The organism is Mesorhizobium tianshanense (assembly GCF_007830515.1).
Classification (GTDB): Bacteria; Pseudomonadota; Alphaproteobacteria; order Rhizobiales; family Rhizobiaceae; genus Mesorhizobium; species Mesorhizobium tianshanense.
Window position 1 is genome coordinate 1 of the sequence record NZ_VLKT01000098.1, and the last position, 15516, is coordinate 15516.

General features: G+C 61.7%; 16 protein-coding genes. 9 read left to right on the forward strand and 7 right to left on the reverse strand.

The genetic code is table 11. From position 1 onward, the window contains the following. From groL to IQ26_RS37025, 3 genes are all read right to left on the reverse strand, one after another. Window positions 1-1225, reverse strand: a 1225-nt coding sequence (gene groL, locus IQ26_RS37015; RefSeq protein WP_145723297.1) for a chaperonin GroEL, incomplete at its 3' end; no start/stop codon positions are given. A gap of 70 nt (window positions 1226-1295) precedes the next feature. Next, window positions 1296-2552, reverse strand: coding sequence for a 5-aminolevulinate synthase (gene hemA / locus IQ26_RS37020; RefSeq protein WP_145723298.1), 1257 nt, complete (start codon window positions 2550-2552; stop codon window positions 1296-1298). A 108-nt stretch (window positions 2553-2660) separates the two neighbouring features. Continuing rightward, window positions 2661-3158: an SCO family protein gene (locus IQ26_RS37025; RefSeq protein WP_240547442.1), complete on the reverse strand. Its 498-nt coding sequence runs from the start codon at window positions 3156-3158 to the stop codon at window positions 2661-2663. A gap of 295 nt (window positions 3159-3453) precedes the next feature. Here IQ26_RS37025 and IQ26_RS37030 point away from each other — a divergent pair, with 295 nt between their 5' ends. The 9 genes from IQ26_RS37030 to IQ26_RS37060 all read left to right on the forward strand — a co-directional run bounded on the left by IQ26_RS37030 (window position 3454) and on the right by IQ26_RS37060 (window position 12764). Next, on the forward strand, window positions 3454-4167 hold the full coding sequence (locus IQ26_RS37030; RefSeq protein WP_208760300.1) for a carboxypeptidase regulatory-like domain-containing protein: 714 nt from the start codon (window positions 3454-3456) through the stop codon (window positions 4165-4167). Between the two features lie 91 nt (window positions 4168-4258). After that, window positions 4259-5395 (forward strand): metallophosphoesterase family protein, encoded by a 1137-nt coding sequence (locus tag IQ26_RS37035; RefSeq protein WP_145723300.1) that lies wholly within the window; start codon window positions 4259-4261, stop codon window positions 5393-5395. 28 nt (window positions 5396-5423) lie between these two features. Continuing rightward, on the forward strand, window positions 5424-5888 hold the full coding sequence (locus tag IQ26_RS37040; protein ID WP_145723301.1) for a c-type cytochrome: 465 nt from the start codon (window positions 5424-5426) through the stop codon (window positions 5886-5888). A gap of 156 nt (window positions 5889-6044) precedes the next feature. Continuing rightward, entirely contained in the window at window positions 6045-7478 is a 1434-nt protein-coding gene (locus IQ26_RS37045) for a cbb3-type cytochrome c oxidase subunit I (RefSeq protein ID WP_145723302.1), read from the forward strand. Then, window positions 7475-9160: a cbb3-type cytochrome c oxidase subunit II gene (locus IQ26_RS37050; RefSeq protein WP_145723303.1), complete on the forward strand. Its 1686-nt coding sequence runs from the start codon at window positions 7475-7477 to the stop codon at window positions 9158-9160. Before IQ26_RS37045 ends, IQ26_RS37050 begins: the two co-directional genes overlap by 4 nt. Window positions 9161-9163: 3 nt before the next feature. Further along, complete coding sequence (locus IQ26_RS39370; protein WP_156090979.1) at window positions 9164-9340, forward strand: hypothetical protein; 177 nt, start codon at window positions 9164-9166, stop codon at window positions 9338-9340. A gap of 339 nt (window positions 9341-9679) precedes the next feature. Then, a complete protein-coding gene (locus IQ26_RS41195; protein WP_276316467.1) occupies window positions 9680-9802 on the forward strand; it encodes a hypothetical protein in 123 nt (40 codons plus the stop codon). Between the two features lie 50 nt (window positions 9803-9852). Beyond that, complete coding sequence (locus IQ26_RS40900) at window positions 9853-10581, forward strand: sulfite exporter TauE/SafE family protein (protein ID WP_240547444.1); 729 nt, start codon at window positions 9853-9855, stop codon at window positions 10579-10581. A gap of 56 nt (window positions 10582-10637) precedes the next feature. Further along, a complete protein-coding gene (locus IQ26_RS37060; RefSeq protein ID WP_240547445.1) occupies window positions 10638-12764 on the forward strand; it encodes a heavy metal translocating P-type ATPase in 2127 nt (708 codons plus the stop codon). A gap of 9 nt (window positions 12765-12773) precedes the next feature. Here the strand turns inward: IQ26_RS37060 and IQ26_RS37065 are convergent, their stop codons facing one another. From IQ26_RS37065 to IQ26_RS37080, 4 genes are all read right to left on the reverse strand, one after another. Continuing rightward, the gene (locus IQ26_RS37065; RefSeq protein ID WP_145723306.1) at window positions 12774-14042 is read right to left on the reverse strand and encodes an NAD(P)/FAD-dependent oxidoreductase; all 1269 of its coding nucleotides are present in this window, start codon (window positions 14040-14042) and stop codon (window positions 12774-12776) included. 6 nt (window positions 14043-14048) lie between these two features. Next, a complete protein-coding gene (locus IQ26_RS37070) occupies window positions 14049-14354 on the reverse strand; it encodes a c-type cytochrome (RefSeq protein ID WP_145723307.1) in 306 nt (101 codons plus the stop codon). A 90-nt stretch (window positions 14355-14444) separates the two neighbouring features. Then, on the reverse strand, window positions 14445-14771 hold the full coding sequence (gene soxZ, locus IQ26_RS37075) for a thiosulfate oxidation carrier complex protein SoxZ (protein WP_208760299.1): 327 nt from the start codon (window positions 14769-14771) through the stop codon (window positions 14445-14447). Between the two features lie 15 nt (window positions 14772-14786). Further along, a complete protein-coding gene (locus IQ26_RS37080) occupies window positions 14787-15233 on the reverse strand; it encodes a thiosulfate oxidation carrier protein SoxY (protein WP_145723310.1) in 447 nt (148 codons plus the stop codon). Window positions 15234-15516: the final 283 nt, after the last annotated feature.

Consider the following 15516-nt stretch of genomic DNA (forward strand, 5'->3'; position numbering starts at 1 on the left):
CCGCGACCGCGGCTCTTGTCGCGTTCATCGCGTCATCGATGCGATCCTTCTTCTCTCTGACCTCGACTTCCGTGGCACCGCCGACCCGGATCACAGCGACGCCGCCGGCGAGCCTCGCCAGCCGTTCCTGGAGCTTCTCGCGGTCGTAGTCGGAGGTGGTTTCCGCAAGCTGGATCTTGATCTCGGCGATGCGGGCCTCGATGCTTGCCCGCTTGCCGGCGCCGCCGACGATCGTGGTGTTTCCCTTATCGACCATCACCTTCTTGGTGCGCCCGAGCGTCTCGAGGGAAACATTCTCGAGCTTGAGGCCCAAATCCTCCGAGATCACCGTTCCGCCGGTCATCAGCGCGATATCCTGCAGCATCGCCTTGCGGCGGTCTCCGTAGGCCGGCGCCTTCACGGCTGCAACCTTGAGAGCGCCGCGCAATTTGTTGACCACCAGCGCCGCAATCACCTCGCCCTCGACATCCTCCGCGATGATGAGCAGCGGCTTGGCGGCCTGCACCACCTTCTCCAGCAGCGGCAGTATTTCGTTCAGGCTGGACAATTTCTTCTCGCTGATGAGGACATACGCATCCTGCATCTCGACCCGCATCTTTGCGCGATTGGTGATGAAACGGGGCGAGATATAGCCGCGGTCGAACTGCATGCCCTCGACGAATTCGAGTTCGGTTTCGAGCGACGTCCCGTCCTCGACAGTGATCACGCCGTCATTGCCGACCCTCTTCATGGCGTCGGCGAGGCAGCGGCCGATCTCCCTGTCGCCGTTGGCCGAGATGGTGCCGACTTGCGCAATCTCGACGTTCGAGGTGACCTTCGTGGCGTTGTTTTTGAGTTCCGCGACGACGGCTTCGACCGCGAGATCGATGCCGCGCTTCAGGTCCATGGGATTCATGCCGGCGGCCACCGCCTTGGCGCCCTCCCGGGCGATCGCATGCGCGAGCACGACCGCGGTAGTCGTGCCGTCGCCGGCCTGATAGGAGGTTTTTGTTGCGATCTCGCGCACCATCTGGGCGCCCATGTTCTCGAACTTGTTGTCGAGTTCGATTTCCCTGGCGACGGTCACGCCGTCCTTGGTGACCCGCGGCGCACCGTGCTCGCTGCCGATCGCGACGTTGCGCCCCCGGGGACCAAGCGTAACCCTCACCGCATTCGCCAGGGTGTCAATGCCGCGCAGCATTCTGTCGCGCGCCTCGAACGAGAACATGATTTGCTTGGCGGTCATTTTCTTTGATCCTTAAGACTAATATCCTCGAGGAATCATGTCGGGCGACGACACGGCGTCATCCGGCCGCTCAGGCGAAATCGTCCCTTGGCAGCCCCAGCCGATTCCAGACGTCGTCCAGAGCCGCAGCGAGGCGATCGATCATGATGTCGTCATGGCAGGGTGTGGGCGTGATGCGCAGCCGCTCGGTTCCCTTAGCCACGGTCGGATAGTTGATCGGCTGGATATAGATGCCGTGCTCGCTCAGGAGAAGGTCGCTCGCCGCCTTGCACTTCGCCGGATCGCCGACCGCCACGGGAACGATGTGCGTGTCGCTCAGCATGACCGGCAGGCCCGCCGCAGTCAGCGCCGCCTTGAGCCGTCTTGCACGGTCCTGCTGGCGCTTGCGCTCCTCCTCAGAGGTTTTCAGATGCCGGATCGCCGCCGTGGCCGCCGCGCAGATTGCCGGCGGCAGCGCGGTGGTGAAGATGAAGCCCGGCGCATAGGAGCGCACCGCGTCGATCAGCACAGCACTTCCCGTGATATAGCCGCCGAGGCAGCCGAAGGCCTTGGCCAGCGTGCCTTCGATCACGTCTATCCGGTTCATGGCGCCGTCGCGCGCGGCGATGCCGGCGCCGCGAGGGCCGTACATACCCACGGCATGGACCTCGTCGAGATAGGTCATTGCGCCGTAACGATCGGCGATATCGCAAATGCGATTGATTGGCGCGACGTCGCCGCCCATCGAATAGAGACTTTCGAAGACGATGAGTTTTGGACGATCCGGACCCGCCGTCTTCAACAATTCCTCGAGATGATCGACGTCGTTGTGGCGGAGGATGCATTTCTCCGTGCCGGACTGGCGGATGCCCTCGATCATCGAATTGTGGTTGAGGGCATCGGACAGGATCAGACAATCGGGGACCAGCTTGGCGATGGTCGAGATGCCGGTCTGGTTCGAGACATATCCGGACGTGAAGACCAGCGCCGCCTCCTTGCCGTGGAGGTCAGCAAGCTCGCCCTCGAGTTCGACCAGCGGATGATTGGTGCCAGCAATATTGCGCGTTCCGCCGGCCCCGGTCCCCATCCGGGTCGCCGCTTCGATCATGGCTGCAACGACCTTCGGGTGTTGTCCCATCCCGAGATAGTCGTTGGAGCACCAGATGATGACGTCCTTCGAGCCTTGCGGGGAGTGCCACACGGCGTGGGGGAATCGGCCTGCGATCCGCTCGAGGTCCGCGAAGACCCGGTAGCGCCGCTCCTCCTGCAGCCGCGCGATGGCGTCGGCAAAGAACCCGTCATAACTCGTGACGCCGGCCACCCGGGACTGCCATCGGCTATCGCTCATGCTCCCCCCAATTTCCGGTCGCCGCAGATCTCGATCTCTCCCATCGCGCCGACCTTTGGTTACACCTCACAATTTGCCTTATCTGCAACTCTAGAGCTAAGGCTTCCTTCATTCATCGGGCTGCGCCATGATTTTGCGCAGCGTGTCGGCAATCAGACTGGCCGGCGTGTCGAAGTCCAGGCCTCGGACGAATTTGCCCTGAGGATCCATAATGTAGATGTAAGTACCATGGTCGACGACGTAGTCTTCGGCGCCCGCTTCAGTTTCGTGGCGCGCGCTATAGGCGCCATATCCCTGGGCAACTGCGGCGATCTGTTGCGGACTGCCGGTGAGTCCGACGATCCTTGGATCGATCGCCCCGGTGTATTTCCCCATCACTTCAGGCGTGTCGCGTTCAGGATCGACGGTGATGAAGATCGGTTGCAGTTTGGCGGCGTCGGGGCCGAGTTCCTCAATCGCCACGGCGATTTCGGACAGTGTCGCCGGACAGACGTCGGGACAAGAAGTATAGCCGAAGAAAACCAGCAGCCATTTGCCGCGATAAGTCTCATCGGTGACCGTCGTTCCGTCCGGCGCCGTAAGCGTGAATGAGCCGCCGACCGTCACGGTCTTGTCAGCCCGCGCGAGCGGTTGGCAGATCGACATGGCCGCTGCGAATATTATGCAGAAACGGGATATGGGGGACCGTAGGCCCGGAGCGAGGAGTTCATGCCGTCGGCTCATCAAAGACCTCCGGTGCCTCGAGAAAAGACGCGCAACCCCCGCGCGTGTTTGTGATCAACAAACTCGCCTAAATCAACAAATCTTATCACATTTTTTTGCTGAATGACTAGACATGGTACTGGTTCAGCTCTATTTTTGGGAGTTGCCCCTCATCCTCATGAAGGAGGTGGCTGCGATGATGATTCGCGAATTGATTAGCGGGCTGGCGGCGATCACTTTCGTTGCGACGATGCCGGCGCCTGCGCAAGCTTACGAAGAAGGTCCGGTCACCGGAGGCGGAACGATCGAGGGTACGATCGTCTACCGTGGGGAGGTGCCGACAACAAAGATCATCCCCACCAAGGATGTCGAGGTGTGCGGGGCCCCTCGCGAGGAGCCGCTGATCGAGGTCGGAGGCGATCAGGCCGTGCTAAATGCGGCGGTGTACCTGGTCGACGTGGCAAAGGGAAAAGCCTGGCCGGAGCCCGGCAAGCCGCCTGAGCTTAACAACCTCAAATGCCGCTTCGAGCCCGCGGTTCAGATGATACCGGCCGGTTCGCTGGAGGTCGTCAACAGCGACCCAATGCTCCACAACACTCATGGCTATTATGGCAAGCGCACCGCCTTCAACCTGGCGCTGCCCAACAAGGACCAGCGCATACCCGTCGAACTGCCGCGTGCCGGCACTGTCCGCATCGACTGCGACGCGCATGGCTGGATGGAAGGCTGGGTCTATGTGGCGGACAACCCCTACTACGCGATCACCGCCGCCGACGGCAAATTCACCATAACCGATGTTCCGCCGGGCGACTACACGCTCGTGGCGATCCACCCCTTCACCGGCCCCATCGAGCAGCCCGTAACAGTAGTGGAGAATCAGCCTACCAGCCTGACGATTGAACTAAAAAAATAAGAAAAACGGGCGACCCACTGACCCAACAGGGTCGCGTTCCTATGAAAAGACCGACGCTTTAAGAAACGGTCTGCACTGAGGAGGAACCCTGATGTCTGACGAGCTTGACCGCATTCGGCGCGAAATGCATGCGGTGCTGCAGCAGCTTGGCGTACGCCCCGACGACTCGCTCCAAATCACCCGTCGCACCTTCATTCACAGATCGCTGCTGTTCGGCGCCGCTTCCGTCGGCCAGACCTTCGCGTGGTGGCCGCTGCTCAACACCATCGACGTCGCTCACGCCGCCGAAGCGCCCTTCAAGTTTGCCTGGATTTCGGACACCCATCTCTACGAGAAATCCCTCAACACGCGCTTCGTCGACAAGGTGGTGCGCGCCGTGCAAGAGGTCCAGGCCATGGATCCGCCGGCCGACTTCCTGATCTTCGGCGGCGACCTGGCCCAGCTCGGAAAGATCGAGGAACTCGAGCTTGGCGTCGATCTCCTCAAGGATCTGACGATCAAGAAGTACTACATCCCGGGCGAGCACGACTGGTATCTGGATATGGGCAAGAAGTGGGGCGAGTTGTTCGGCCAGCCCAACTGGACCTTCGACCACAAGGGTGTGCGCTTCATCGGGCTCGATACGGTCAGCCGGGGACCGGACTACTGGACAGTGAAGAAGATGACGCCAGAGGAGCGCATGGGCCATATGGCGACCCTCGACGGCACGGTTGCCGGCGCGTGGGCCGGCGTCGGCCGCGACCAGCTCGACTGGATGCAGAAGATACTCGCCGACTGGGATAAATCCAAACCGATCGTGATCTTCAGCCATAATCCGCTCTACGAATACTATCCTCCCTGGAACTTCTGGGTGCGCGACTGGCGCGAAGTGAATGAGGTGCTGAAACCTTATACCAAGGTCACCAACATCCACGGTCACGTCCACCAGGTGCTCTACAACGAGATCGGCAGCATGCGCTCGATTGGCATGCTGGCGACCTCCTGGCCGTGGCCCTATGCACCGGAAGGCGTGCCCAAGCTGACCAAGCCGATGATCCGGGCCGACCCCGGCGATCACTTCGATGGGGTCGGTTGGGAAACCGTGAACGTCAACGCCGAAGACAAGGTCGACGTCGAATACATCATGTGGGGCCGCAAGGAGGTGTTCGTTCAGTCCGACCCGGATTCCTCGCTTAGTCAGCCCGAGAAGTTGCGACCGCGAATGGCCGACAATATGTGGCCATACTAAGGGTGGCCATACCAAAGGAGGAATGGCTATGACAATCAGAGCGACAGTTCTCGGCACGTTGTGCCGTCCGTCCTTCGTCGTAGCGATTGCGGCGGTCGCCGTCTTCGTCGGTCCCACCAGTGCCCACAAGGAACCGCACACACCGGAGCAGTTGAAACTATACGAAGACGTGCTCATGGAGGAGGTCAGGAAGGGCGACCTCTTGTTCCACGGTGATGCGGCGACCGCCAAACAGATGAACGTCGTCCTCTCCACCACGGGAATGGCCTGCGCAATGTGCCATCCCATGGCCTCGGACACCCACCCGCAGTCCTACCCGAAGTTCCAGGTAGAAACGAGCAAATTCGCGACGCTGCGCGACATGATCAACTGGTGCATCGAGAAGCCTAACCAGGGCGAAAAGATCGAGATCGATTCGGAAGCGATGAAGGCCTTGGAAGCATACATCACCTGGTCGAACTCCGGCTCGGTATTGGTCCCCGGCAAGCATTAGTTCTTTCGGCTTGGAGCGGGCTGCATAGCGAAGATTTGCGCGGGAAGATATCTGAAACCGGCTGCCGGCATGGGGTGGTTCTTGATGCCGGTAAAGTTTGGAGTTGAGTCCTGAAGATGCGCGCGGTTCAAGTGCGCGTGATGGGAGTGGCGCGCCGTGGCAGAGACATTGCGTGGCAGATTCGCCGGCATCGACCTTGATGAGCTAGTCGACTGGCCGGTTGTGCGGACTTGGCTCTATTGGGGCATGTTCTGGCTCTTGGTCACACCTTCGATCGGCGTGGCGCTGTCGGGTCTCTTCAATTATCCCGATTACCTCGGCACCACCCTGGGACTGACCTTCGGCAGGTTGCGGCCGGTCCATGTCAACGGCGTCATCTTTGGCGCCTTTTCCTCCCTCTTCATCGGTGAATGCTATTATCTGGTGCCGCGCCTATGCGGTGTGCGGGTGCCGTGGCCGCGATGGAGCGTATCGCTGGCCTGGCTGTGGAATATCTCCGTGGCGGCGGCGCTCATCTCGTTGCCGTTCGGCGAAAACCACGGCCTCGAAGCGGGCGAGTTCCCGCTGTTCGCCAAAATCCCGATCTTTCTCGTTGTCGCTGTGGCGACCGCACAATTCCTGATCGCCATCGGCCGACGCCTCGAGCCACCGCTCTATGTCGCGCTCTGGTATCTGATCGGGGCTTTCGTGTGGACGACGATGAATCTCGTACTGGGCATCATCCTACCCTACACGATTTCTGGCATAAACAGCGCGGCCTTCCACGGCCTCTACATCCATTACATCGTCGGATTGTGGCTCACGCCGGCGGGCTATGTGCTGATCTACAACTTTTTGCCGCTCAGCGTGCACAATCCGATCTATGGCCACAAGCTCTCGCTCGTCGGCTTCTGGTCCCTCGCCCTGTTCTACCCTTTCGTCGGCATCCATCATTATCTCTATAGCCCGATCGCCGATTGGGCGGAGACGATCGCGATCGTCACCTCCATGCTGCTGATCATCCCGGTTTGGACGGTACTGGTGAACTTCTTCGGTACGGTGAAAGGCCGCTGGGAAGCCTTCGGTCAGAACCTCCCGGCGAAATTCCTGATCATGGGAGCGCTGATGTACCTGGCAGGGTGTTTCCAAGGCTCGACGGAGGCCTTGCGCTCGATCCAGCAGCCGACCCATTTCACGGATTTCGTCATCTCGCACTCGCACCTCACCGTGTTCGGGACGTTCGTGGTTTGGGCAATGGGCGGCCTGGTCTATGTCTGGCCGCGGGCGTGCGGTCGCGAGCTTTGGTCGTTCACGATGGGCAATTGGGCATTTTGGCTGATTACCGTCGGTATCTCCACCATGGGCCTGGTGCTGACCGCCGCCGGACTGCAGCAAGGCTTCCAGTGGATGGCCGGCACCGAATGGCTCGACACGGTGATCTCGATGCGACCCTATTGGCTGGTACGCACCGTGGGTGGCATAACCATGGATATCGGGATGACGCTTCTCGTCATTAATCTGATGATGACGGCGCTAACCCGCCCCGCCGAAGTGGCGGAAGGTCCGGCATTCGGTGCGGCACCGGTTCCGGCTGGCGGGGCGAACCGATGAGCGCGCGATTCGTTACGCTAGTAGCCGGCATCTTTTTCTTCTTCGCCGCCCTCGTTACGCAAGGTTTCCTACCATTTTTCGAACCCTCGGCGCGAACCAACCGGGTGACCGCCGTGGTCCGCACCGATTTCGGCCAGCTCAAATGGATGATGACTGAGGCCACCGATTACACGCCGCTGCAACAGCTCGGTCGCGACGTGTATCTGCGCGAAGGTTGCTGGTATTGTCATTCCCAGTACGTGCGCCCGGTGACCGGCGAGACACGCCGCTGGGGGCCGGTGACGGAGTCAGGCGAGTTTGCCTACGACGTGCCGCACCTGTTCGGTACGCGGCGCATCGGACCCGATCTGATGCGGGTCGGACTTAAGTTCAGCGACGAGTGGCACCTCGCCCATTTCTGGAATCCGCGCATGCTCTCCCCGGATTCGATCATGGCACCGTATCGCGGGCTGTTCGACGAGCCCCAGCAGCCGGTCAAGATCGTCGATGATGGAGCCGGCAATCGTACGCTGGAAAGGACGCCGGTTTCCGAGGGGCTGTTCGACTTCGCTAGCAAGGAGCAGATCAGACTCACGCCGAATGCTGACGGGCTCCTGTTCGTCCCGCTGGAGGCGCGTGGCAAGGCCCCAGTCATTGTGATACCAAACGAGGAATACAAAGGCGATGCGGTCAAGATCGCCGCGGAGACGCAAGACCTGGAAGCCCTCATCGCTTATGTCCAGAAGCTCGGCATGAACCGCGGCAAGTGGCGCGATCTTTTTGAACCGCAGCAGCTTGAAGTCACCGAAGTCACATTCCCGCGTTCGAGCGAATGGGTCGCCCATGGCCGGGAGGTCTATGAGCGGCGATGCCTCGGTTGCCACGGCGTGAATGGAGACGGCAACGGCCCTGCTGCGACCTTCCTTCACATACAGCGCCCGCGAAGCTTCGCGGCTGCTGTGTTCAAGTTCCGGCTGACCAAGGAGCCACTACCGACTGACGGTGACCTGTTGCGCACGATCACCCGCGGGGTACGCGGCACGGCGATGCCGGCCTGGTATGAACTGCCTCTCACGGATCGGCTCGCCGTCATCCAGTACATTAAATACGAGCTGGCGGTAGACCGCTCCGATCCGGAGCAGCCTTATGCATTTTTCGTCGAGGAGCCACCCGGCCCTCCTCTCTACATCGCAAAGCCGCCCGCTGCTTCTCAGCAAATCTTTGATCGCGGCAAGGAAGTTTGGCAGATTGCAAAATGCTGGGAGTGCCATGGTCAAGGCGGAAAAGGCGATGGCGAGAAAGCTGCCGGGCTGAAAGATGATCTCGGATTTGGCGTTGTGCCTGCGGACCTCACCAGCGGCCAGTTCAAGTCAGGCTCGGCGGTCGAGGATATCTTCCGGACCATGACGACCGGGTTGAGCGGGACGCCGATGCCCTCCTATCGGGACTCGTTGCCCGAGGAGGACCGCTGGGCGCTCTCGTACTACGTCCTCGCACTTTCCGCCTATAAGGACCCGCTCACATTGCAGCCGCTGACGATCAGCGACACGGATCGCGCGGCGCTTAATGATCTGACGCTGGAGGCGGCTTCTCCGGATAAGGCCTATGTTCCGGGCGGGGGGCCGGCGCAGAAGGCTTCCGAACTCGGCGAAGGTAACGGCGGGTCGGTGACCGAGAAACAAAATGCTACCGAAGGAGGCTGAGTCATGCTCGGATTTGAGGTCACCGGACCTTACTTAAGTGCCTTGCTGATGAGCCTTGGTGCGCTCTGTATCTTTATTTGGGGCGTGCTTTCAGGTGCCTTCCACGGCGCCGATGATGCGGCCACTAGGTTCTACGAAAGGGAAGCGGAAAATGACAACGCCAAGCACACCGGAGAGTGACGACTCGGATCACGGTTCGGACCACGAGATGGAGGAGTACGCCGGCGGCACTATCCAATCGCGACACGGGTACATCCCGGTATGGCTGCTGGTCGTCTACACAGTTCTTTTCGTCTGGGGGCTCTATTACGCCTACCTTTATTGGGGCGGGGTCGGGCCGGGACGGATCGGCTAGGGAGCACGGTTGCGCACGCCAGGTGATGCGAGTTGAGTGAAGGAGCAGGAGATGCTGATAGCTAAGATCGTAATGGGTTTAGCGATTCTGAATCTTTTCCTACTGTTCTCTGCGCTCGCTGTGAACGTTTCCCTTGTTTATTTCGGCTGACCAGGAGGAGGGGTATGCTTGCAGATACCGTTTTCTCGTTCGCAAATGCGAGTCCGTTCCAAGTGATCGCCTTTGTCGGCGGCGCGATAGCGCATATCGCCTTCTTCGTATGGGTGGTTTACCTCGTGCGCCATTAGCGGCGCGGAGCAACACTTGAACGAACGGTGCGTCGGCAGGAGGTCTGCCAATGGCCTATTACCTCGTGATCTTCGCCGCTGGGTTCGCGGGCAGCCTTCACTGCATCGGCATGTGCGGCGGCTTTGCCTGCGCGCTGGGCCACGATCAGCGAGGGGGAGGCGCAACCGTCCTTCGCCACCTGCTCTATAATACCGGCCGATTGACAACCTATTGCTTTCTGGGCGGCCTCGCAGGCGCGCTCGGTCAAGTCATCTGCACCACGCAGGGTCTAACGGCGGCGCCGCTCTTGAACGGCTCCCTCGACATCGCCCAACGAATGCTCGCCATTGTCGCCGGGCTGCTCATGATTGCCATGGCGTTGCAGTTCTTCGGCTTGCTGCAGGTCTTTCATCGCCTTGCTATCGGATTTGGCCGCAGCACATTTGCAGTGTCCCTGCGCAGCCTGCTGACAGCTCGGAGCAGCGCCGCGCCGCTCGCCTTTGGCGTGTTCAACGGCTTCCTGCCATGTCCTCTGGTCTATGCCTTCGCCGCCCAGGCGGCGAGCACCGCTGGAGCGCTTCCCGGGTTTCTCGTCATGGCATCGTTCGGACTGGGAACCTTCCCTGCGATGTTGATGATGGGCGGCGTCGGCCGGATACTCGGGCCAGCCTGGCGGCTGCGCGGCGTGCGGCTGGCTGGTGGCTTTATTCTTTTGCTTGGTCTCATCACGCTTGGCCGTGGTCTCCTACCTTCCGGCGCGCATATCGGCCTTGCCTGGCTGGGCGGACATCCCGCATGACTGCGCATGGCAATATCCTCTGTAGCCATTGCTCGCTGCCCGTTGGCCGGCGCCCAATGGAGCGCAGGCTCAACGGTGAGGCTTGCGCTTTCTGCTGCTACGGCTGTTGCATCGCCTTTCAGGTGAAGAGCGGCAGACACGAAGAGTGGGATGCCGCCTGGCTTCTGATCCAGCTCGGCGTGGGCGGCTTTCTCTCAATGAACATCATGATGTTCAGCCTCCTCCTCTATTCGGACGCGTTCACCGGCGTCGATGCGGGCGTGCTGCCGTGGATTCACCTTTTGCTCTGGATCTTCGCGACACCGGCGGTGGTGATTCTCGGCGGACCCTATCTGCGCGAAATGTGGCTCAATGGCATTCAGGGACGAGTGACGTCGTCGGCACTCATCGTGCTTGGCGTCGCTGCCGCTTACCTCTATTCGGCATTTGCCGTGTTCGAGGGCAGCACGCATGTCTATTTCGACACCGCCGTGATGGTGCTGATGCTGTTCACCGTTGGCCGCTATCTCGAGGCTGTTGGCCGCGCCAGGGCGGCGCGCGACCTCGAACCTCTCCTGGCCGCCGAAAGCGAGAGCGCAACTGTTGTCGATGGCGCGTCAGAATTCCGCCGTCCGGTGCGGGAGGTGTCGGCCGGCATGCTGGTGCGGGTCCGGCCAGGCGAGCGCATTCCGGTCGACGGCGTGGTAGTCGAGGGGGAATCGAACACCGATGAAGCCGTGATTACCGGAGAAAGCCGGCAAGTGACCAAGGGCGCCGGCTCCAAGGTGATTGCCGGCAGTATCAATGTCGACGGCCCGCTCCTGATCCAAAGCAGCGGTGACGGAACCGCAACGCGCTGGGCACAGATTTGCCGGTCGGTGCGCGACGCGCTCAGCCGTCGCAGTCCAACCCAACGCCTTGCCGATCGCGTCGTTGGCGTGTCCGTGCCGCTCGTGTTCGCCCTCGCCGGGCTGACGATCGTTTACTGGGCGCAGTCATTGCCGTTCGATCGGGCGTTGCTGATTGGCCTCTCGGTACTGGTGGTTGCCTGTCCTTGTGCCGTCGGCCTCGCTGCTCCGATGGCGACATCACTCGGCATCGGCCGGCTGGCGCGGCACGGCTGCCTCGTCCGCGACCCCGGCGTGCTCGAGACCCTCGCGCGTGTCCGGTTGCTCGCCTTCGACAAGACCGGCACTCTGACGGCGGGCAAAGCGCGTCTCGTCGGCGTCGACTGCGAGGAGGTCGGCATCGACGACGTGCTGGCGCGCGCCGCCGGTCTGGAGCGCCTTTCCGAGCATGGTTTGGCACAAGCGATCGTCGCGGCAGCCGCCGCGCGCGGCATCAGGCCGCTCGCGACCCGCGATGTCCGGACGGTTCCCGGCCGTGGCATCCGCGGCAGTGCCGAAGGCCGGTCCGTGGCGGCCGGAAGCAGCAGTTTGATGAATGATTTAGGCTGGCCGCTCCCGCCAGCGCTGGCCGAGCCTGCACGGTCCAGGGAGGCGAACGGTCATTCGGTGGTTTATGTCGGTTGGGGCGAGCGGGTTCATGCCGTGCTGTCGCTTGACGATTCGCCGCTTCCCGAGGCGCAGGCGACGATCACAGCGCTGCGTGAGCGTGGGCTCAACGTGACGCTGTTGACCGGCGACCTGGCGCCGGCTGCTGAGCGGATCGCGGCCATGGTCGGGATCAAGACGGTGCAAGCGGGCCTTTCGCCGGAGGCCAAACGGCTGGCCCTGGATCGGCTCCGCCATGACCACGGTTCGGTGGCGATGGTCGGCGATGGACTGAATGACGGGCCGGTCCTGGCCGCCGCAGATGTCGGTATCGCCGTCGGCTCCGCCACCGATCTCGCCCGCGAGACTGCGGCGCTCGTGCTGCCTGCGGACGGATTGTGGATGCTGCCCTGGATCGTCGACGTGGCTCGCGCGGTCCGCAGGACCATCTTGACCAACCTTATGTGGGCGTTCGGCTACAACCTCGTCGCGCTGACGTTCGCAGCATTCGGACTTCTGCAGCCAATCCTTGCGGCGGCGGTCATGGCCGGCTCGAGCATCCTCGTGGTGGTGAATTCGCTGCGGCTGGAACGGCTGCCCGATCCTGTTCCGTCGCTGATTCCTGAGAAACGATCGAGCGCTGCGGCAGAGAGCGCCCGGCATGGCGTGGGCGTTTCAATGCTGATCGGCCCGGGGATCGAGCGGAGCTGAGCCTCGCCTTCAGCCAAACACGTCGTGTGTGAAGGCGTCGTACCAGCCTTCCGCCGCGCGCGCCGCTTTGCGGCGGACCTCGGCGCTTTCCTCCACTTTGCTGATGAAGCTCAGGACGCTCTTGAGCTTCCCGTCGACCGGCTTGAAGCTGATGGCGTTGCTGAACGCATCGTCGGGGGCGAGATAAGTGTAGCAGGTGTTGAATAAATGAGCCGGAAATTGCGCTGATCCAGCGAGATCGGCCGCGATGGCGAAGGCGCAGGCTTTGGCCTGGCTGTTGGCGCAGAAGGCGGATTTCGGCATATCTCCGCCGATGATCGCGTCGCCGACCAGGTGGATGCCGGGCTGCAGCGCCGATTCGAAGGTGACCGGATCGACCGGACACCAACCCGACTGGTCGGTGAGCCCGGCCTGCTGCGCCAGGCGCCCGGCCATTTGCGCCGGGACGACATTGGCGACCGCAGCCTTGAATGTGGCGCCCACAGTGATCACCGATCGGGTCTTCGGGTCGACCGCCGTGACCCCGCCGGTAAATTGGGCGGGCAGCCATTCGATCATTCCCGGATAGTGGCGGTTCCAAGCGTCCTGGAACAGGTCCTGCGCGTTGAAGCTGTCCTTCGCATCGAGGATCAGAATTTTGGCCTTGGGTTTGCGACGCTGGAAATAGGATGCGATAAGCGAAGCGCGCTCGTAGGGGGCGGGCGGGCAGCGAAACGGATTCGGCGGAGCAACGAGCACGAACAGCCCGCCGTCCTCCATGCTTTCCAGTTGCTGGCGCAACAGCCTGGTTTGCTGCCCTGCATTCCAGGCGTGCGGCATGATCTCCATCGCCGCCTCATCATAGCCCTCAAGCGACCCATCCCTGAATGCGATGCCCGGCGCAACAACGAGACGGTCGTAGCCGAGCGTCGAACCGTTGTTCAGCGTGACGGTCTTCGCCGCCGGGTCAATCGCTTCGGCGGAGCCATGAACGACGGTGATGCCGTATTGTCTTGTCAGCGCTTCATAACCATGGGTGAGCTGTTCCAATGGGCGAAGCCCGGCGAGATGGAGATTGCTGAAGAAGCAGGTCGTGTAGACCTGCCGCGGCTCGACCAGGGTGACGTCGATGGTCGTGGCGCTGGCGGCGAGATATTTGGCGACCGTTGCGCCGCCGATGCCGCCGCCGATCACGACGACACGCGCCTTGGCCTGGCCTAGCGCCTTCCGTGGGCTGAGCGCCGTCAACAACCCTGCTCCGGTCAGGCAGCCGAACTCGCGACGCGTCCAGGATTTCATGGCGGGTTACTTTCCCTGCGCTGCGACATAGCGCGCGACGCTCGCGATCTCCTCGTCGCTGAGCGACAGTGCGATAGCGTGCATGATGTGATTTGGACGCTCGATCGCCCGGTAGGCAAGCAGGGCGCTGTTGAGCCTTTCCTCACCAAGGCCAATGATGCTGGGAATGCCTGTGCCGCCGCCATCGAGGCGATGGCAGGACGCACAGGTCGCGGCGAGTTGAGCGCCCTGATCGGCCCCCGCCGCCGCGCCGGATTGGCTAACGAGCAGGACGAAGCCTGTGGCGATCGCAAATCCCACGACGGGGCGCATGCTGAACGCCCATCTGTTTCGGAGTTTTGCGGTCACACTCCCACCCAACTCGTCACATCACAATTCGCGCAGTTCAATTGCCCCACGATCTCAACCAACCGTAAGCTGGTGCGACAATGCATAGACGGCACCGCCATCTTCTTCCCAGACGAAATCGAGCCGGCCGCTCTCCGTCGCCAACAGGGAAAATTCGAAGAATGGGTTTGCCGAGATCGCTTCGTGAAGATCGACACTGAACACCACGGAGTTGTTGTAGCGGCAGACAAACTTGTTGATGATCTTGCGCGGGATCACATTGCCTTGATCATCATGGCGTAGCCCTGTTTCCATCTCATGGCTGATGATGGTCTTGACCTGAAAAATCTCTCCCTTCGCAGCAGCGCTCGGCACGATCACGCGTGGTGTCGGGGTGGTCACTGTCTCTCTCCGATCTCAGGCACAGCCATCCGTGGCGACGCGGACCCACGCCGTGGTCATCAGCAAGACGCCGTCGTTCATTTCGGCAACAGCGACGACATGCTGCGGTTTGGCAAGGCGGATGCGTGTCGACACGCGGGGCAGACTGCGTTGCGGGACGAGCTGGAAACTGACCACTTCGACGATCGGGTTTTGTGGCGCGAACACGCGGATTTGCCTCACATGGTCGGCCTCGGTCATCGGGCTTTCGATATCGAGACTCATCGGCACGGTGTAACCGGTCGGGAACTCCGCCGGCATTATCAGGCGAAGGCGATCCGATCTCGTGGCCGTCCGTCCGGTGAGCTGTTTGACGAGATCCAACGCCTCATCGTTCGCACGCGCGCTCCCTGGCGAGAAGAGCGCGGCCCCGGCAAACCCCGCACTTGCGGCGAGCAACACATCGCGGCGCGTCAAGCTCATCGTCCCGGCCTCCAAACCTTGCCACCTCACCACGCCACTCCGAACACACATCGGCGGCAGCAGGCAGCGCACTCGGGCACCTCAGCGCGACAACTTTTCAGAAGGAAACCTTAACACTGACAACCGCCCGGAGCAATCTCGGGAAGCCTCCAAGTTTCTTCGGCGCCCTCGAAGCCTCACGCTGGTTTGGTAACCGGGGCAAAACCGGTGGCGGACGCGGCGTTATGACTCGGGTGTATCGGGTTAGAGAGGGTGGCGGTTTGGCGGGCGGCGTGATTCTGTC

Coding starts and splice junctions, on each gene's coding strand:
- IQ26_RS37065 (WP_145723306.1), bottom strand. CDS start 14,042: ATGAAATCCTGGACGCGTCGCGAGTTCGGCTGCCTGACCGGAGCAGGG.
- IQ26_RS37050 (WP_145723303.1), top strand. CDS start 7,475: ATGAGCGCGCGATTCGTTACGCTAGTAGCCGGCATCTTTTTCTTCTTC.
- IQ26_RS37080 (WP_145723310.1), bottom strand. CDS start 15,233: ATGAGCTTGACGCGCCGCGATGTGTTGCTCGCCGCAAGTGCGGGGTTT.
- IQ26_RS41195 (WP_276316467.1), top strand. CDS start 9,680: ATGCTTGCAGATACCGTTTTCTCGTTCGCAAATGCGAGTCCGTTCCAA.
- hemA (WP_145723298.1), bottom strand. CDS start 2,552: ATGAGCGATAGCCGATGGCAGTCCCGGGTGGCCGGCGTCACGAGTTAT.
- IQ26_RS37070 (WP_145723307.1), bottom strand. CDS start 14,354: ATGCGCCCCGTCGTGGGATTTGCGATCGCCACAGGCTTCGTCCTGCTC.
- IQ26_RS37060 (WP_240547445.1), top strand. CDS start 10,638: ATGGAGCGCAGGCTCAACGGTGAGGCTTGCGCTTTCTGCTGCTACGGC.
- IQ26_RS39370 (WP_156090979.1), top strand. CDS start 9,164: ATGCTCGGATTTGAGGTCACCGGACCTTACTTAAGTGCCTTGCTGATG.
- IQ26_RS37040 (WP_145723301.1), top strand. CDS start 5,424: ATGACAATCAGAGCGACAGTTCTCGGCACGTTGTGCCGTCCGTCCTTC.
- IQ26_RS37035 (WP_145723300.1), top strand. CDS start 4,259: ATGTCTGACGAGCTTGACCGCATTCGGCGCGAAATGCATGCGGTGCTG.
- IQ26_RS40900 (WP_240547444.1), top strand. CDS start 9,853: ATGGCCTATTACCTCGTGATCTTCGCCGCTGGGTTCGCGGGCAGCCTT.
- IQ26_RS37030 (WP_208760300.1), top strand. CDS start 3,454: ATGATTCGCGAATTGATTAGCGGGCTGGCGGCGATCACTTTCGTTGCG.